Source organism: Bradyrhizobium sp. STM 3566, assembly GCF_045571445.1.
GTDB classification, from domain to species: Bacteria; Pseudomonadota; Alphaproteobacteria; order Rhizobiales; family Xanthobacteraceae; genus Bradyrhizobium; species Bradyrhizobium vignae.
The window spans coordinates 2,251,667-2,269,331 of sequence record NZ_CP120692.1; the positions used below are offsets into that span (position 1 = coordinate 2,251,667).

At 63.3% G+C, this 17,665-nt stretch carries 15 protein-coding genes and 1 pseudogene; 10 read left to right on the forward strand and 6 right to left on the reverse strand.

Features of this window, described 5'->3' with window-relative positions; all coding sequences use genetic code 11:
* Positions 1-37: 37 nt before the first annotated feature.
* A complete protein-coding gene (locus P6U27_RS10655; protein ID WP_245163213.1) occupies positions 38-877 on the reverse strand; it encodes a 2OG-Fe(II) oxygenase in 840 nt (279 codons plus the stop codon).
* Positions 878-1,170: 293 nt separating this feature from the next.
* Between P6U27_RS10655 and P6U27_RS10660 the strand changes: the two genes are divergently transcribed.
* Entirely contained in the window at positions 1,171-1,392 is a 222-nt protein-coding gene (locus P6U27_RS10660; protein WP_209296114.1) for a hypothetical protein, read from the forward strand.
* A 59-nt stretch (positions 1,393-1,451) separates the two neighbouring features.
* On the opposite strand, the gene P6U27_RS10665 is transcribed toward P6U27_RS10660, so the two are convergent.
* Positions 1,452-1,796, reverse strand: a complete 345-nt coding sequence (locus tag P6U27_RS10665; RefSeq protein WP_122402145.1) for an H-NS family nucleoid-associated regulatory protein — start codon at positions 1,794-1,796, stop codon at positions 1,452-1,454.
* Between the two features lie 865 nt (positions 1,797-2,661).
* Here P6U27_RS10665 and P6U27_RS10670 point away from each other — a divergent pair.
* Positions 2,662-3,429 carry a response regulator transcription factor gene (locus P6U27_RS10670; protein ID WP_244607941.1) on the forward strand — a complete coding sequence of 256 codons (768 nt, stop codon included), beginning with the start codon at positions 2,662-2,664 and terminating at the stop codon, positions 3,427-3,429.
* 543 nt (positions 3,430-3,972) lie between these two features.
* Positions 3,973-4,314 (forward strand): annotated as a pseudogene (locus tag P6U27_RS10675) (hypothetical protein); the annotation flags it as partial.
* A 682-nt stretch (positions 4,315-4,996) separates the two neighbouring features.
* On the opposite strand, the gene P6U27_RS10680 reads toward P6U27_RS10675, so the two are convergent.
* Positions 4,997-5,788 (reverse strand): Crp/Fnr family transcriptional regulator, encoded by a 792-nt coding sequence (locus tag P6U27_RS10680; protein ID WP_407194011.1) that lies wholly within the window; start codon positions 5,786-5,788, stop codon positions 4,997-4,999.
* Between the two features lie 553 nt (positions 5,789-6,341).
* Here P6U27_RS10680 and P6U27_RS10685 point away from each other — a divergent pair.
* From P6U27_RS10685 to P6U27_RS10700, 4 genes are all read left to right on the forward strand, one after another.
* On the forward strand, positions 6,342-7,199 hold the full coding sequence (locus P6U27_RS10685) for an SDR family oxidoreductase (protein WP_407194012.1): 858 nt from the start codon (positions 6,342-6,344) through the stop codon (positions 7,197-7,199).
* Positions 7,200-7,304: 105 nt separating this feature from the next.
* Complete coding sequence (locus P6U27_RS10690; protein ID WP_122406527.1) at positions 7,305-7,499, forward strand: hypothetical protein; 195 nt, start codon at positions 7,305-7,307, stop codon at positions 7,497-7,499.
* Between the two features lie 123 nt (positions 7,500-7,622).
* Positions 7,623-7,805: a hypothetical protein gene (locus P6U27_RS10695; RefSeq protein WP_145987005.1), complete on the forward strand. Its 183-nt coding sequence runs from the start codon at positions 7,623-7,625 to the stop codon at positions 7,803-7,805.
* Between the two features lie 161 nt (positions 7,806-7,966).
* Positions 7,967-10,288: a molybdopterin guanine dinucleotide-containing S/N-oxide reductase gene (locus tag P6U27_RS10700; protein ID WP_407194013.1), complete on the forward strand. Its 2,322-nt coding sequence runs from the start codon at positions 7,967-7,969 to the stop codon at positions 10,286-10,288.
* Between the two features lie 52 nt (positions 10,289-10,340).
* Here P6U27_RS10700 and P6U27_RS10705 read toward each other — a convergent pair whose 3' ends face one another.
* The 3 genes from P6U27_RS10705 to P6U27_RS10715 all read right to left on the reverse strand — a co-directional run bounded on the left by P6U27_RS10705 (position 10,341) and on the right by P6U27_RS10715 (position 15,275).
* Positions 10,341-11,315, reverse strand: a complete 975-nt coding sequence (locus tag P6U27_RS10705; protein WP_407194014.1) for a helix-turn-helix domain-containing protein — start codon at positions 11,313-11,315, stop codon at positions 10,341-10,343.
* 289 nt (positions 11,316-11,604) lie between these two features.
* Positions 11,605-12,312, reverse strand: a complete 708-nt coding sequence (locus tag P6U27_RS10710; protein ID WP_122402149.1) for a hypothetical protein — start codon at positions 12,310-12,312, stop codon at positions 11,605-11,607.
* A gap of 119 nt (positions 12,313-12,431) precedes the next feature.
* Entirely contained in the window at positions 12,432-15,275 is a 2,844-nt protein-coding gene (locus tag P6U27_RS10715) for an ATP-binding protein (protein WP_407194015.1), read from the reverse strand.
* Positions 15,276-15,601: 326 nt separating this feature from the next.
* Here P6U27_RS10715 and P6U27_RS10720 point away from each other — a divergent pair, with 326 nt between their 5' ends.
* From P6U27_RS10720 to P6U27_RS10730, 3 genes are all read left to right on the forward strand, one after another.
* Positions 15,602-16,270, forward strand: coding sequence for a sensor histidine kinase (locus tag P6U27_RS10720; protein WP_407194434.1), 669 nt, complete (start codon positions 15,602-15,604; stop codon positions 16,268-16,270).
* 34 nt (positions 16,271-16,304) lie between these two features.
* Complete coding sequence (locus P6U27_RS10725) at positions 16,305-16,994, forward strand: VOC family protein (protein WP_122402151.1); 690 nt, start codon at positions 16,305-16,307, stop codon at positions 16,992-16,994.
* A gap of 126 nt (positions 16,995-17,120) precedes the next feature.
* Positions 17,121-17,543 carry an OsmC family protein gene (locus P6U27_RS10730; RefSeq protein WP_122402152.1) on the forward strand — a complete coding sequence of 141 codons (423 nt, stop codon included), beginning with the start codon at positions 17,121-17,123 and terminating at the stop codon, positions 17,541-17,543.
* Positions 17,544-17,665 lie beyond the last annotated feature (122 nt).

The following is a 17,665-nucleotide window of genomic DNA, read 5'->3' on the forward strand; positions in this document are numbered from 1 at the left end:
TGATCGATCCCGCTGTTGCCGCTGGAAGACGCCGACTTCATGAAGTTTTCGACCGGTGCGCTCCGGATATCCGATCACGTGCTGCGCGGAGCACGTTGTAGAGCGGGTCAGGTATGAGCGCGCGCAAGTGATCCTGCCAGCTCATTCGCTCGATCCATTGATCCTCGCCGGGTCGCGCGGCCCAATACCGCACGCGGCGTTCACCGGACGCGGCGACGCGCCGCGTCGTCGTGTAGTAATAGGATGCGACGGATAGGCGTATTCGACCAGGCGGGCAGGTGACCGGATCAGGAAGACCGTGGAGCGTGGCGCCGTGCGTCTCCCAGAGGATCATGGTGTTGAAGCGCGGGAAGATACGGCGTCCGAGCGTCGACATGTCCGCAGGCCACAATTCGAGACTGCCGCCGTAGGCTTCGGGCCAATCTCGATTGAGATAGATGAGCACATTGACCCGGTGGAACAGTCCGGTCGTCGGGTGGACCTCGAAATCACGATGAATCTTCGTAAAGCCTCCTGGGGGCGTTCGATGCACTCCCGCAAATTTGTGCGTCGGATCGGAGAGAAGTTCACGAACGCCGGTGATTGCCGATACGAACTCTCGGAAGCGAGCACTGTCCATCAGGCTCAGCAGGTGCTGGGTGGCTGGCCCCAATCCATCTGAAATCTCCTGCTTCACCAGGCGGTCGGTATTCGTGGTGATCAGGTGGGCCTCGGGGAGGGCCGTGCACTCGGCCGCGACCATGTCCAATAGCTTTTCGGGAAACGCATCATTGATGACGATGTGCGGCCAAGGTTTTGCGCTGGCGTATTCGTCGCGCAGGGAGCCGGCTCGGGCAAAGAGGCCGCTCAACGAGTGAAGCTGGAAATCAACATGCAATTCCGCAGACTCCGGTTTGCAGTGCTTGGAGCTACGATCTCACGCCCGTCGGCTTCCTGAATTAAATCTATTATTGTTTAGTGGATATTAAATGTCAAAATAAATAATGCGGGAAGCTCGCTGGCGCTTGAGGCTCGGTGCGGCGGGAATGTCGGCCGACTGCATGTGCCAGGAGCCATGCAAATCGTGATCGCCAAGGGCAAAAATTAAATCGTTCGACTAACATATTTAACTTGAGGTGCGATAATAGCGGTCTATCCTGGAGATGGGCTGGATTGGAGCAGGACGAGCCGATGACCCATCTCGACGCAGAAGGCGACGATCGTCGCGAATTCCTGAAGAACTGCGGCAGATTTGCCGCCGTTACCCCTCCGACTGTGACGCTGTTGCTCTCGACCTCCCTGACTTCGGCCGCGATCGCCGGTTCAGCCGGTCACGTTGTGCATGGCAACAACGGCTTCGGCAATGGCGGCGATGACGGCAGTAACGGGAAAAAAGAGGACAGCGATCGCTAAGTTCGGCGGTCCAACGAGCGGCCGCGCGGGTATATAGGCCGCCGGAGCAGGGCCGGGGCTCAGCCGGTCCGGCGGCGCCTTTGTCCAGACGAGCGATCGATCAGGAGGTCGTTCAGCTTCTTGCCGGCTCGAAGCTGAGCTTTCAGCCATCGGGGCTGCTTACCGCGACCGGACCAAGTTTCGGATGGATTCTTCGGGTTCTGGTATTTCGGCAGCACTGGGGGGTAGGGGCGGCGAGGACGTTCCTCGTTCTGGGTCGGAGCGGCGGTCCCCTCAATCCTGCGAAGCCGCTCTTCGAGCTTGGCTTTTTCCGCGGTCATCCTGCGACCAAGAACAGCCGTGACCTCATCGTAGAGTCGCCACAGCTCGGCTGTGGTCATAGATGCCCAGTCCTCATTCCCCATGGAAGCCGTCCCCAACTACCTCCGAAACCCAAACAGGAGGGGGGATTATCAGGTCAAACCAGGGTCCGGCAAGCGCGATCCGCTCGCGCGGCTGCGCCAGTGTGCCACGTGGCGGTTTGAGTTATCGGCTGGCTCCGCGCCTCCGAGCGAGCGGTCGCTTTCCAAGCGCCCTCCGCCCGTGGGCTCGTCGCATGGGCGCAAGCAATCGCTGCTCGGCTTTCGACACGCGATTACGTAGGTTCTGCAATTCGGTGAATTGAACGATAAGAGCCTGATGAGTTTGACGCAAAACAGCTGAAGAATACATATGACCACCTACTCATTGCCCACGATGCTCCCCGTAACCGCTCATTGAAGTTGCTGAATTGACGAAGATGCAGCTCCAACTTGGGTGATCGGTCGTCATCGGTGCTACACGGGCTGCGATCAGATGCAGCCATTTCCGTGCTTGGTTACGCAGTTTCAGTTGGTGAATAGTATTACTTTTCCCTCCCTTTCAAAGGCGAGGCTGTCGAATGGCCTCGTCTTCGCCGAAACTTCGTCGAATGTTAGATTTGAATCGTGAATGTCCCAATATATCCTTCGTAATAACCGCACCAACGAAGTTAATTGGATGTTGACCATAATAACCAAGGCGGCCAAGCCGTGCCGTCGCTCACATTCTCCGAGAGAATGTGCCGATCGAATCTATCAGGAGTTGCCGAAAAAGACGCTGTTTCCGTCGAGGTTCTGCAGTCTTGAATTCTGTGGAGCACCGCATTCTTACGGTGCTGCGCATATTTGCTGCTCAAGTTAGCGTGGCGCAGCCATCGAACGCTGCCCGGCGGTCCGACACTTGAGACGGTGCGAGTCGGGGCCGAGCGGAGTGGTTATCCTCGCGTTTGAAGGAGATTGCTGGATTAAACGGCTGCACGAGGGGTTGTCAGCAATAGGCAGGGGAAGCATGCGCCGCATCAGAATTGTCATCGCGGATCGACACCCGATCGTCTTGCAAGGGATCAGGAGCGTTCTTGCGACGCAGCGTGATTTTGCGATCGCTGCGTCTTGCAGCGATGCTGCAAGCTGCATTGAGGCAATCCGATTTCTAGTGCCGGACGTCGCGCTAGTCGATGCTGCCCTGCCCGATGCCGGCTGGCAGCAGATTCTCGCTGTTGCAAAGGCTGCAGGGCCAGCTCCCGCGGTGGTCTTCTTCGCCGGTATCGCGGCCGATGGTGAGTTGCAGAGGCTGGCTCTGGACGGCGCCTGCGTCGTCCTCTCGAAGGATTCGGATGCCGAGATGCTGGTCGCAACCCTGCGGAAGGCCGCCCAGGGCCAAGCTGCGGCCTCGCCGAGCAACGGGCAGGCCAACGAGGAGCCCCGCGCCGATGAGAAGCCCCTGACACAACTGACGGACCGGGAGCGGCAGATCATGCGGCTCGTGTCGGAGGGGCTATCGAACAAGGAGATTGGGCGTCGGTTGAATCTTGCCGATGGTACGATCAAGGTCCACCTGCATCATATCTTCCAGAAGCTCGACATCAGCAATCGTACGGTTCTCGCGGCGTTGGCCATTTCGCGAAACGAGCTGCATGCCGCGCCACATGGGCTGGATTCCCCTGATCTGTTGCATCAGGATCCGACCAGCGCGAAATGATGAGAACGTCTGGCGTCTTTCGGAGCGTATGCGGGGCTATTGTGGCGCCAGATGCTCAGCCATGTCGCGGCAGGCCCCTTCAGCCTCGGCTAACGTGCGAAAGGGCGAGCCGCCAATCTTGATTGCGGCCTGGTTTTTGTGGAGCGGACGCCAACTCGCCAGATAGCCGGAGCGTCCGTGAAAGCCTGGACCTGTGGGGCTTTCGAAACTGATCACGAACGAGAACCCCTCGCTGGTCGCGCTCCAGATCTCCATGTCCCGGACGGACCGATGGAATTGTAGTGGCATCGCAACAATCCATTATAGCTGATTTTGCACTCGACCATGTTAAATGAAAATTAACCATAATTAAATCGAGAGCGCAACTCGAAACAGCGCGCGAGCGGCACGAGGGTGCCAGGAAGTCGAGGCGCGAGCAGGGAAAATGCCGGCGTTCTGCCGGCGGTGCACGTTAAACAACCCCAGGGCGGCAGAGAAAATTTTTGGTTGAATGGATATTTAATATATAATACTGTAAATAAAATTTTAAATCGAGGAGAGCGCATCGTGACCCGGCACGGCAACGAAGACGACGATCGGCGGGCTTTCTTGAGAACCTGCGGAAGATTTGCGGCTGTGACCCCCCCAGTGATGACCCTGCTTTTATCCACTTCCCTGACCTCAACGGCCATTGCAGGTTCTGGCGGCCTGCACGGCGTGAAGCAGGACGACAGAGGTCGGTCGTTCTTCGACAACGATCGGTCGTCCGCGGCCGGGCCGGGGAGCTCCAGCGGCGGGTCATCGGGGGGTGGGGGAGCACCTGGCAGTCTCTCCGCAGGATCATCTCGCCCCGGAGGAGCATCCGGCGGCGGCTCCGGCGGTAGCGGCGGGTCTGCTGGTGGCGGAGGCAGTGCCAAAGGGCCTTTCGCAACCGGCGGCGGCGCTGGAATTCCAAGCGCAGATGGTGGGCTCGATTGCGCGGACGAAGAGAATGAGGAGAAGCGCAAGGCCGATTGCCCCGGAGCTAGCACTCGGATTTCGAGCGCAACCGAAACCAGCCGATAGGAGCCTTCCTCGATCCATGCGCAGTCTGTGGGCCGCGGTACCGCTTGGCAAGACCATTCGCTCGACACCTGAACGTCAGCCGAGCGCCCCCTTGATGCACCGCCGCAACGCTTTTGTGGACGCAACATGCCAAATGTTAGTGCGATCGTCCGAGGATTGCATAGTTTTCCCGTCTCTCGAGAGTAGGCGACTTTCTCCCAAAGACCTCGATCAGGAGGCGCGTCATGAATACCCGCGTTCGAGCGGAGAATCCTGCGGCTGTGCTTCAAGAGCGTCTCGACGCGCTGGTCACCCAGCTCGTGGAGCTTGAGAAGCTCAGAGAGCGGGTAGGTCGAGAAGAGAGTCGTCAACGCAAGCTGCGCAAGGCGGGCAGTCGCCAAAGCCGAGTTCGGACCTGCGAGCGGCCGTTCCAGCTTCGCACCGGCAGAGCTCATGCCCGTGCTGCTTGCTTGCCATAAGTCGGGGCTGTCGTAACGAGCATCCCAACACGAATGGATGACGAGTTCGCGAAAGCGAACCTGCTCTACGAGCCTGTCCCGGCTATTCGGCTGCCAGCCGAGCGGGAGGCGCTCCGCGGAGGAGCCCCATGAACGAGCCCGACCGCGCCGTGCGAGACGATCCGATCGATTCTGCGGCTCATGACTTTGTAGCACTCGCATGCCATGGCCTCGAGCCGCGGCCGATCAATCTCAAGCGCGCCGCGTCGATTGGATTTCAGCGCTCGTGATGCGCGCATTGTGCTCACGACGTGAGTGACGGTGGTGCGGCGGACGCCGAGCAATTCCGACAATGTTTCCTGGGTCAGCGGGAGGAGATCGCTGCCATTTGCTCGATCGTGAATGTGAAGCAGCCAGCATGCTAGGCGGGCTTCGACGGAATGTAGTGCATTGCAGGCCGCCACGTGCTGAAGTTGCATCAACAACGATCTCGTGAAGACCTGCACCATGGATGCGATTTGGGTGCTGCGATGTTGGGCTGCCAGGAATCGCGCGGGTGAGATCTGCAGCGCGGCCCCGGATATGCGAACGACCGCCGTCGACGGCGAGTGGGATGTGCCAAGCGCTGACGTCAGACCCACAGCCCCCTCACGGCCGATGATCGCCGTGGCGACCGTCTGTCCGTTCGGCAGCTCCATGATACTGGCGATCGCGCCGGTGAGGGGGAAGAGAAGATGCTCGATCCGATCGCCCGATCGGACGAGCACGGAATCGCGTTCGATCACGACTTTCCGCAGATGAGGTGCAAGCAAAGCAAAATCTGCTGGCGGCAACGCTGCTAACAATCGGTTACCAACTCTGGTCGCGTGGTCCATCATGGGATTGGCCCCCGACGGATGCCCGGCACTCGAACGCATGCCGGTGTCGAGCTGCTCTGCAGAATCACAGCTCAACAGCAAGCCAACTGGCCACCCCAGATATGGTTCCCGTGATCAATGGGTGAGCATGCCGGGCCGCGACAACCGCACGCTGCGGCGGCCTCCGGCTCCCGCTGGCGCGCGGCAGGACCGCCGCGGGCATGGCGACCGATCGCATCAACGTTGTCGCGAGCAGGCCGCGCGAGGGCTGAAGAGCGTCCAGGGACCGCTCTCCGGACAAGCTCTTCGGTCGCGATTACTGAAGCGCAAGGTGCGGACTGCAACGCGCTCTGATGCGTTTCGGCGGGGTGCCTCTCACATCTCCGCCCGTTGGGATCAGGCGGGCCTTCGCAAGCTCGCCATGGGGAATTGCCGTTTCGGCTGGGAGAAGGACCCGGATGTCCTGAACACGCTGGAGCAGCAGGATTTCCTGAGCGCCAAAGACGTGCAGATGCGTCGTAAGGAACACTTTCGGCGGCGCTCCGTTAGCGCAGCAAATGCCGGGAGATTCTCCATGATCGACTATCCGAAGCCACCTTATCCTGCGCAGCGGCAACCGATGCCCGGCTCGACGCGGACGATGCAGCCTCGGCCGGATCATGGCGAGGAGAGCTACAAAGGCGCCGGGCGTCTGGCGGGAAAGAAGGCGATCATCACGGGCGGCGACAGCGGCATCGGCCGCGCAGTGGCGATCGCCTATGCGCGTGAAGGGGCTGATATCGCCATCTCCTATTTGAACGAGGACGAGGATGCGGCCGAGGTCAAGGCGCTGGTGGAGCGGGAGGGACGCAAGGCCGTCCTGATCCCCGGCGATATCGCCAATCCCGAGCACTGCCGCGCCGTCGTGCGTCGCACCGTCGAGGAGCTCGGCGGCATCGACATCCTCGTCAACAACGCGGCCCATCAGGCCACGTTCAAGGACATCGCCGATATCAGCGACCAAGAGTGGCAGCGGACGTTCGAGACCAACATCCACGCCATGTTCTATCTGACCAAGGCCGCCGTCCCCCACATGCGGCCGGGAGCTGCGATCATCAACACGGCCTCGGTGAACTCCGACATGCCGAACCCGATCCTGCTGGCGTACGCCACGACCAAGGGAGCCATTCAGAATTTTACGGGTGGGCTCGCCCAGATGTTGGCCGGCAAGGGCATTCGGGTCAACGCAGTCGCCCCCGGTCCGATCTGGACGCCGCTGATCCCCTCGACCATGCCGGAGGAATCCGTCAAGAACTTCGGCAAGCAGGTGCCGATGCACCGCGCCGGCCAGCCGGCCGAGCTGGCGACGGCCTATGTCATGCTGGCCGATCCGCTTTCGAGCTACACCTCGGGGGCAACGCTGCCCGTCACGGGTGGCAAACCGTTCATGTGATCGGGTGTTCCTTATCGGCTGCCGAGGACCGTGGTGGCGCCGCGACGGCAGTGGAACGCGGTGCGGTCGCGGCTGTTCCATTCCCATGCAGATCAGGAGAGCCGAATGAGCAATGGAGTGGATCATCTTGCGGGTCTGCTCGGACGTGCCGCGATGGAGGTATGGGGCGACATGCCTCGCGACATTCAGGAAGCGCTGTTCGAGACCGCCATGAAGGGACGCGCGACGGAGCGTGAGGAGCTCGCGCGGTTGCTGCACGAGCGGCATCCGCGCACGCTGCATCCGGCTCGACCGGGATGACGCAGCTGGGAACGATCGCGCGAGCTCCTGATTGGTGAATCGTCTGCCGGCGCTGCCGAACGGCCCAATGAGGCTGCAGTACGCGCATCGCCCAATCGTGATCAAATTTGTGAGCCGACCGACGTGACTGAGATGAATATCGGAGAATGGTACGACCCGATCTCGGAGCGGTGGATCGTGCCTCGCGAAACACCCACCATCGCTGCGTGTGATCAGTCAAGCGCGGAGAAGGTGCCGGAGACCAACAAGAGGGAAGAGGCGCAGCGGATCTGGGAGCTGCTGGTCGATTGCTGCGCACGCGGATGATTGAGGTGAAGGTCCTTGCGACACTTGATGTCCGGTGGCCCTGAGGCTGGCTTTGCGCGGGGCAGGCAAGCGTTTCCGTCAACGCTGATCTCGACGACGTCCGGAGCGGATCGGTATATTACCCCCCGATTTGCAGGCCGGAGCGGAACAAGGATCAGATGATGGACGATACGATTGGCTTTCCCGACCCCGGTCTCGACCTGTCGGACGGCTTCAGGCCGCACACCTCGCATTGGGGCGTGTTCTCCGCGCGTCGGGGCGCGGCTGGGCTCGAGGTCAGGGCCTATGCGGGTGATCCCGATCCGAACGGCATCATCGACAATTTTCCCGGCGCGCTCCGCCACCAGGCGCGCATCGCCCAGCCGGCGGTTCGCCGCGGCTGGCTCGAGCGCGGGCCAGGCCCCGATGATCGCCGCGGCCGCGACGAGTTCGTCTCCGTCAGCTGGGAGAAGGCGCTCGATCTTCTTGGTGACGAGCTGACCCGCATCCGTGACACGCGCGGGCCGGATGCTGTGTTCGGCGGCTCCTATGGCTGGTCGAGTGCCGGCCGCTTCCATCACGCCCAGAGCCAGGTGCACCGCTTTCTCAACATCGCGATGGGCGGCTATGTGCGCTCGGTCAACACCTATTCCTCGGGCGCTTCCTCGGTGCTGCTGCCACAGATTCTGGCCGGCTACGAAGACATCACCAAGCGCAACGTCACTTGGGAGCAGATCGCGGCTGAGAGCGAGATCGTGCTGGCGTTCGGCGGCATGGCGCTGAAGAACTCCATGGTGGCCGGCGGCTCGATCAGCAAGCATGTCGAGCGTGGCGCAATGGCAGCCGCGCACCGGCGCGGCTGCGAGTTCATCCTGGTCAGCCCGCTGCGCGATGATCTGCCGGTCGAGGCGGGCGCCGAATGGATGACCTGCGTCCCCGGCACCGATACTGCGTTGATGCTTGGCATCGTCCATACGCTGGTCAGCGAAGGCCTGCACGACCAGGCCTTCCTCGACCGCTACACCGAGGGCTGGCCGGTGTTCCTGCGCTATCTCACCGGCGAGAGCGACGGGCAAGCCAAGCACGCCGAATGGGCCGCAGCAATCTGCGGCGTCGGGGCGGATGTGATCCGCAAGCTGGCGCGGCGCCTTGCCGGAAAGCGCGCGCTCATCACCGTCTCCCATTCGCTTCAGCGCGCCGAGCATGGCGAGCAGCCGGTGTGGATGGGCATGGTGCTCGCGGCGGCGCTCGGCCAGATCGGTCTTCCCGGCGGCGGCTACGCCTATTCGTTAGGGGCGATCGGCTATTACGGACGTCGTGTCAACGACGTGCCGGGCCCGACGCTGGGCCAAGGCCGCAACGGTGTTGCCGATTTCATCCCGGTGGCGCGCATCGCCGACATGCTGCTCAAGCCCGGCAGCACGTATCGCTATAGCGGCGAGACGCGTACCTATCCCGACATTCGTCTGGTCTACTGGGCGGGCGGCAATCCCTTCCATCACCACCAGGACATCAACCGCCTGCGCAAGGCATTCGCGCAGGTGGACACGCTGGTCGTGCACGAGCTCGCCTGGACGGCTACTGCCCGTCACGCCGACATCGTGCTGCCCTCCACGATGACGCTGGAGCGGGAGGACATCGGCTATTCCACCAACGATCCCCTGATGGTCGCGATGCACCAGATTGCCGAGCCATTCGGGCTCGCGCGTGACGATTACGACATCTTCGCCGATCTCGCCGAACGGCTCGGAGCGCGCGAACCGTTCACTGAAGGGCGCACGTCGCGAGAGTGGCTGAAGCATCTCTACGAGCCGACCCGCGCCTCGCTTGCCAAGCGTGGCCTCGAGGCGCCGAGCTTCGACGAGTTCTGGGCGCGCGGCAGCCTGGTCGTGCCGCAACAGGCGGACGATGGCGGCCGGCTGCGACGCTTCCGCGAGGATCCCGTCAATCACGCCCTGCCGACGCCGAGCGGGCGGATCGAGATCTTCTCGGCTAAGATCGCGGCTCACGGCGATGCGGATTGTCCCGGTCATCCGGTCTGGCTGGAGAAGACCGACATGCCCAGGCCGGGGGCCCCGTGCTTCCTCGTCGCCAACCAGCCGGTGACGCGCCTGCACAGCCAGCTCGATTTCGGCCGACATTCGCTTAGCTCGAAGCATCGCGGCCGCGAGGTCGCGCGCATGAATCCGGCTGATGCGAACGCGCGTGGCATCAAGGACGGTGACATCATTCGCCTGTTCAACGAGCGCGGCGCGTGCCTGGCGGCGATCCACGTCACCGACGGCATCGCGCCGGGCGTGGTGCAGCTTCCGACCGGCGCCTGGTACGATCCGATGGATCCCGAAGAGGAGGCGCCGCTCTGCGTTCACGGCAATCCGAACGTGCTTACCCGCGACGTCGGCACCTCATCCCTGGCGCAGGGCTGCACCGGCCAGTTGACGACGGTCGAGGTGGAGAAGTTCACCGGCAATCTGCCGCCGATCCGCGCGTTCGATCCGGTGTAGGGCTTTTCAGCGCAGCCCGGATCGAGCGTGTGGGGCGGCGCTCGCCCCACAGCTACGCGGCTGCGCTGGCGATCCAATCGCGCTCCGGAAGCGCGCGCCGCTTCGGCCGCGCTTCGGCCTCGAGCCGTTCGCCGGCGTTGGCGAGGCGCCAGCGCGCCGGAGATTGACCGCTGATGCGCTTGAAGACGGTGGAAAAATGCGCCTGCGTGCTGAAGCCGACGACCAGCGCGATCTCCGCCAATGGCCGCTCGGTGGTCGCGAGCAGCGCCTTCGCATGCTCGACCCGCTGCGTGAGGAGATATTCGCGCGGACGGTAGCCGGTCGCAGCGCGGAATTGTGCAGCAAAGTGCATCCTGGACAGGCCGGCGACATTGGCGAGCTCGGAGAGGCTGATGCAGCGGTCGAAATGTTCGGCGATATACTGCTCGACGCGCCGCAGCCGCCATTTCGGCAAGGCATTGACCTTGACGCGCGGCAGCTCGATCCGGGTGAGATGCATCGCCAGGGTCTGGCCGATGCAGCGCGTGAACTGCAGGTCCGCGGCGTCACCATGTTCGATCAGCGCCTTGGCGAGCTCCGCAGCGAGCGGATCGCGCAACAGCACGAGGTCATTCAGTCCGTCGGCATGGGCCGGAAGATGATTCGTGGAGATGTGGACGTGAAGGAAGGCGGACGGCGACTGGAATTGTGCGCCGAGAGGCTGCGACGGCGCGGTGACATACAGCGACCCCGCGGGCATGGTGCCTTCGAAGATGATCCGGCCGTTCCGTGTCAGCTTCGCGCGCGTGGTCTTCAGGGCAATGCCGACGAAATAGCGATCCTGCGGCGTGGTCGTCTCGTGCGACGAGGTGCTCCGCGGATCATCCCATCGCGAGATCGTGATGCCCTCACTCGCCTGCTCCGGCGTGCGGTCGATCCGACGCCATTGGCTCTCCCGGGGAATCGCCTGAGTTGCGCGAATCTCATGATTCCGCGCCGTAACCGGAAAATCAATCCAGGCGTGCGCCGCGTGCAAGTTGCTCGACATCGTTGGTCCTCTCCGGGATTCGCTGCCGTTTGCAGCGACCGGCAAACGCGCAAACCGAATGCTCTCCATGCTGAGAGGATAGACGTGAGCTGGCCAGGACGCCCGTTAGTGGTGATTAGGATCTGTTAGATTTTGTGCGCGTGCATCGGGTGCGGCAACTCGTCGCAGACGCTCTGATTCGAGCAAGCGTCGTTCGTTGCGCGCGAGTGTGCAGCGAGGCCGTCTGCTGGTTCGGTAGTATTGCTAGGCGTTGAGGGGCCGTGGCTGCCGTTTTCGCGGGTCCTCGTCCCTACTCGAAGACGGCGTCGAAGATCTCGACATCCATCAAGACGGGCTTGGCGATCACGCTTCCGTCAGGCTGCAGCGTTTGCGCGCGTCGAAGTGTCGGCACAACGATGCCGCCGAAGCTGTCATGAGCCCAGGAGTGGTGTGCGACCTTGATCCCGAAGAGATCGTGGTCCGTCCGCCGTTGCAGGGCGCTCTCGTCGAAATAGAAGATCTGTTCGGGTGCGAGCGTGATCAGGTCCGAGGGGAATTGCGCCCGCAGCCGCCGCCACGTTTCGGCGCCCTCACGCCAGGGCGGCAGCTCCTCCACCACGACATCGGGATGGGCGAGCAGGAATGGGTTGGTCAGATAGTTCCAGATCGCGACGCCGCAGAAGAAGACGAGGTGGAGTTCGTCCGCAAGCGCGGGCAAGCCGATCTCGGGGAACGCGAGGCTCGGGTTGCGCCAGGTCCGCAGGACTTCGCCGTCCAGGCCCTCGATCGTGATCGCGTCGGGTTGAAAGGAGCCGGAATGTTCGCCTCCGGTGATGCCGGTGAAACGGAGCGACTGCGTGCGGGTCGAGCCTTCCGCGGTTACGTCCTTGAATTCCCGGGCGTGTCCGGCGCTGGAGAACAGCGATCCGCCGACGGACAGGTGGAGCGTAAACCGGTCCAAGCTGTTCCAGCGGGCCAAGCCGCCGCTGGCATCGATTACATCGTCAAGAAGCGCCATATTCCGCCACGTCCACCATGAAGTGCCGCCACCATGGCGGGGCGTATGCGGCTTGGCGTGTTAGAAGTTGTTAGGAGTTGCGAGCGGGCACCTAGGAGGGCATCCCGTTGAAGATGCTGTCAATTCAGGGTACCCAGCAGCTCTCTTGCAGCAATCAGATCGCGCGTCTGGAGCCCCTCTTGGTAGCGCGCGACGAGTGGAGCGAGCAGGTCGCGTGCGTCGCCGGCTTTTCCGGCCTGGCGCCAGATGCGGCCAAGGCTGATCGCGCCGCGGAGCTCCCAGCCGACCGCGCTTTGTCGCTGCGACAGATCGAGCGATTGCCGCAGGACGTTCTCGGCCTCCGCGAGATGGCCTGTCCGTACGAGGATGTCGCCCTTGACCCTCAGCATCTCCGGCATGTCAAAGGACTCCCCATGACCGGGAATCTCGGCAATCGCCTCGTTGATGGTCTGCAAGGCCTCATCGGGCTGATTCTGGGAAACGAGACCCTCCGCGAGGGCCGTCGCAAATACGGTCGTCATGATCCGGTGCCGTGTCCCGTATAGCGTGGCCCGACTGCGGCGAAGGTGCTCGATCCCTCCGGCAACGTCACCGCGGCGCAGCAGGAGCTCGCCCTTCTGGCCGATGCCGACCGCGTGATAGGGGCCGAGGAAGTGCCGCGCCGAATGATCGATCAGCCGCTCGATCAGAAGTTCGGCGTTGTCCCAGTCGCCGACCCAGAGAAACACGTGGATCGTCCAGATCAGGGAGATGCCGAGGGTGAGCGGCTGTTCGAGCAGCTCAGCCTCGCGAACCGTGTATTTCGCCGCCTCGATCGCCCGCTCGGGCCGGCCGGTGAGCCAGAGTCCCCGCGCCAGCGCCACCAGCGCGACGATGCGGTCGTCATACCCGAGATGGCCGATGTTCAACCGTTGCGAGTCGGGATTGTGCACCATCGCGCTCTCGCAGAACCGAACCGCCTTGTCCTGGTTGCCGATCAAATGATGCGCGACGCCAAGCATCCATTCGACGTTCAGCGTGGCGGCGGGATCGTTCAGCTTTCGCGCGACGCTCTCGCCCTGTTCGCCGGTCCCGAGCGCCCCGTGAAAATCTCCGACCCTGGTCAGATAGATGTGCAATCCGCGCAGCAGCCAGAGCTGCCAGTGCAGGTCCTCGAGTTCCCGGGCCAGCTGGAGACCGCGCGTGAACGCCGACCGGACCGCTTCGGTATTGCCCTGCGTGAACATCAAGGAGACGCCGAGCGCGGCCTGCAAGGTCATCTCCTTCCGGCTGTCCACGGCGCTCGTATCGAGTGACGCCAGCGCCTGCTGGGTCCAGCGGCAGCATTCCGTCAGCAAGGTCAATTCCAGGAAGAACTGCGCCGCCGAGGCTGCCAGGTCCACGCCGACAGTCCGATCGCCGCGCTCCGAAAAGCTGAAGGTCAGCGCGGCCCTGACATTCGGCAAATGGTCGGCATAGGGAAGGAAGCCGCCAGCGCCTTGCATGCCCGTGGATTTGAGCGCGATGTCGTGCAGGAAGTCGCGGAAATATTCGGCGTGGGCGCGCGCGACGCGGTCCGCTTCCCCGTTCTCGACGAGCTTGTCCGCAACGAAAGCGCGGGTGGTATCGAGCAGGCGATAGCGCAGCCGCCGCTCCGCCGGCGAGGTCGCAATCAGGGATTTGGAGAGCAGGTTCGAGATCGCCTCGACCGCTTCGGGCGCGCTGATTCCCTGGATGGACGCGACGGCCAACGCGGCCTCCAGCGTGAATGGCCCGACGAACACCGACAAGCCGCGCAGCGTCGCGCTTTCGGCCGGCGGCAGCAGGTCGTAACTCCAGGCCAGCGCCGCGCTCAAGGTCTGGTGCCGCGGAATCGCGGTGCGCCGCCCCCGCCACAGCAGCGAGAAGCGGCTGTCCAGCAGCGAGGCGGTCCCGGCAATGCCATAGGCGTTGACGCGTCCGGCCGCGAGTTCGATCGCGAGCGCAATGCCATCCAGCCGCCGGCAGATCTCGGCGACGAGCGGGGCATCCTCTTCGCGAAGCTCGAATTCGCTCAAAGTTTCGGCAATGCGTTCAACGAAGAGCCGGCTTGCCGGATAGGCAAGGATGTCGGCGATGCCGAGGCCTTCGCGCTCCGGTGGGCAGTCCAGCGGAAACAGCCGATGGACGCGCTCACCTTCGGCGCGAAAGGATTCGCGGCTGGTGGCCAAAATATGCAGTTGCGGCGCCTCGCGGACGAGGCGCTCGGCCAGAGGAGCGAGTTCGTCGAGCATGTGCTCGCAGCTGTCGAACACCAGCAGCATGCGCCGGCTGCGCAGGACCGTCAGCAGGCCTGGTATCGGGTCCTCGGAATTGACGGTCTGGCCCAGCGCGGCTGCAATCGTTCCGGGGACGAGCCGGGCATCGGTCAGCGCGCCGAAATCGACGAAACACACCTGGCCGTCGAACGCCGCGAGCTCGCCCTGCGCGACGGCGAGCGCGACCGACGTCTTTCCGATCCCGCCGGGGCCGACGATCGTGACGAAGCGATGTTCGGCAAGTTCAGTGGAAATCCTCTCGACCGCACCGTCCCGGCCGATCATCTTCGCGAGCGGCAAAGGCAGGGAGGGTGGCGAAGCGGCGGGCGGGCTGCTCCGGCTCTCCGATGCGGCAGGCCGGAGCAGCGGAGCCGCGAAACAATAGCCGCGTCCCGGGACGTTGACGACGTAGCGGGAGCCTTCGCCGGCATCGCCCAAAGCCTTGCGCAGCGCCGTGATGTGGAAGCGCAGGCTGCCTTCGTCGACGTTCACGTCGGCCCAGATGCGCTTGATCAGCTCCCGCTTGTCAACGACCTCCCCGGCGCGCTCGGCGAGAAAAATCAGGATGTCGAGCGCACGGCCGCCGAGGTGAAGCGGGGCGCCGTCCTTCTCGAGCAGTCGCGATCTCGCGAACAAGCGGAACGGCCCGAAGGCAATGACCGAATCCTGCTCGCTAGTGTCCGGCACGGGCCAATGATTCCAGTGAACGAGCTGAAGTCTGCAGTTTGATTTACCAGATCAAGACCTTCAGTAAACTGGCCGAAAGTGGCGAAATCGCGTGGCGACGCCCGCGCGCGCCGGCAAGCCCGCCGCAAATTTGGTTTAAACGCGAGCGGTCTACAGGCGACCGCGACAATCCGTCAGCGTGCCTGACCGTCGAGGCGCGGGTCGTCCGCCGCGAGATTGCGGATGCTGCCGATCATAACAGAATCTCGCAACGTCTAACGGGCAAAACGCGCGCGCCGCATCCAGTATGGCCTTCGAGTTCAATCTATTCCAACGGGGAGGCTATGATGTCCTGTATCGGCGCTCGGCCGAACGACCATGTGGCTCGACTTCAGTTCGTTGCCAGTATCGATGATCAGTCGCATGATTGGGAGCTCGTGCTGCGGGAGTCCCACCACCGCATGAAGAACACGCTGACGATGCTGGGTGCGTCGGTCCGCCGCGACTTCACGTGCGCGGCTACACGGGACATGTCGCTGGCGGTGGACCGGCTCGAACGGCGCATCGTCGCCTTCGGCCGGCTCTATCAGCTTTTGTCGGACAGCCACGATCCATCGGCGGTCGCCGTGGAGCCGTTCTTCGAAAATCTATGCGGGGCCCTCTCCGAAGCGGTGCTGGAGCCGGCAGGGATTCGCTGTGAAGCCGCGATCGAGAGCGGCAGGCTGCCGGCTGCGCAATGTCATCGCCTCGCGCTGATGCTGACGGAGCTGGTCACGAACGCGGCAAAGCACGCCTTCCCCAACAAGAGCGGTGCGCTGATCCGCATCGAATTGACGAGCCGCGACGGCGCCTGGATCTGCACGGTCGCGGACAACGGCGTTGGTGCGACCGGTCCGCTTCAGGGCACCGGCAGCCGTATCCTCGAAGGGATCGCACGCAGCATCGATGCGCGGTTGCACGGCGAGGTGGGCCAGGGCGGCACGCGCGTGACCATCGTGATGCCGGCCATTGCATGAAGGACAGCCTCAACTCACACCACGGGAGCTCGCCATGACGACAATCGAAACCGAACGCGAAACCGGAATAGGGCCCTCGGCATCGCGCAGCATCGATATGAAGCTCGAGGTTGTCGTGATCCCCGTATCCGACGTCGATCGTGCCAAGGCGTTCTACGCGCGCCTCGGCTGGCGGCTGGACGCCGATTTCGCCTCGGGCGACGACTGGCGCGTGATCCAGTTCACGCCGCCCGGCTCGGCCTGCTCGGTGATCTTCGGCAGGAACGTGACCGCCGCAGCGCCCGGCTCGGCGCGAGGCCTGTACCTGATCGTCTCCGATCTGGAAGCGGCCCGGCAGGACCTGCTAGACCGCGGCATCGAGGTCAGCGCGCCATTCCACGGTGCCGGCGACCTTCATGCCGGCCCCGACGAGCCGTATCTGTTCGGCAGCGTTCGGGCCGGCGGTATCGACCCGAAACGCGGCAGCTACAGCTCATTCGCATCGTTCAGCGACCCCGACGGCAATGGTTGGCTGTTCCAGGAGGTCACGACCCGGCTGCCCGGGCGCATCGCCGGCGACGGCGCGACATTCGCGTCGGCGACCGATCTGGCGGCGGCGCTGCGCCGTGCCGCGATCGCGCATGGCGAGCACGAGACGCGGACCGGCGGACACGACGAGAACTGGCCGGATTGGTACGCCGACTATATCGTCCGCGAGCAGGCCGGCCAGGAGCTGCCAACTTGACGCAGCTGCATCCCTGGCCAACGCCGCGCGACGATATGGTCGTCGCGCGCCGGCGACAGGCGGTCACGCCGATGCCGCCTTCCACCGGTACGGTGGGCCGGTGCTGAATTCAAAAGGAGAATTGAGATGATCCGCAAGGCAACGGCAGTCTGGAAAGGCACCGGTCGCGATGGGACCGGTCATCTCTCGAGCGAATCCGGCGTGCTCGCGCAGACGCCCTATTCGTTCAAGACGCGCTTCGAGAACGAGAAGGGGACCAATCCCGAGGAGTTGATCGCGGCGGCGCACGCCGGCTGCTTCACCATGGCGTTGGCCTTCGGCCTTCAGATGGCAGGATTCACGCCGGATGAGCTCTCGACGGAAGCAGCCGTCACGCTCGAGCCCGAAGGCAAGGGATTCAAGATCAGCAAATCCGCGCTGACCCTGCGGGCGAAAGTGCCGAATCTCGACGACGCCGGCTTCGCCCGCTTCGCCGGCGAGGCCGAGAAGAACTGTCCGGTTTCGAAGGTACTCAACGCCGCGATCACACTCGACGCCAAGCTGGTTTAGAGGTGATCGCCTTGGGTCCATCCGCTCCCAGGAACCGGATGGACGCACGTGCAATGCGTGGCTTTCGGCCGGGCAGCCGAAAGCCTATATGATGCGATGGCTGCAGAATAGGCAGAACGATC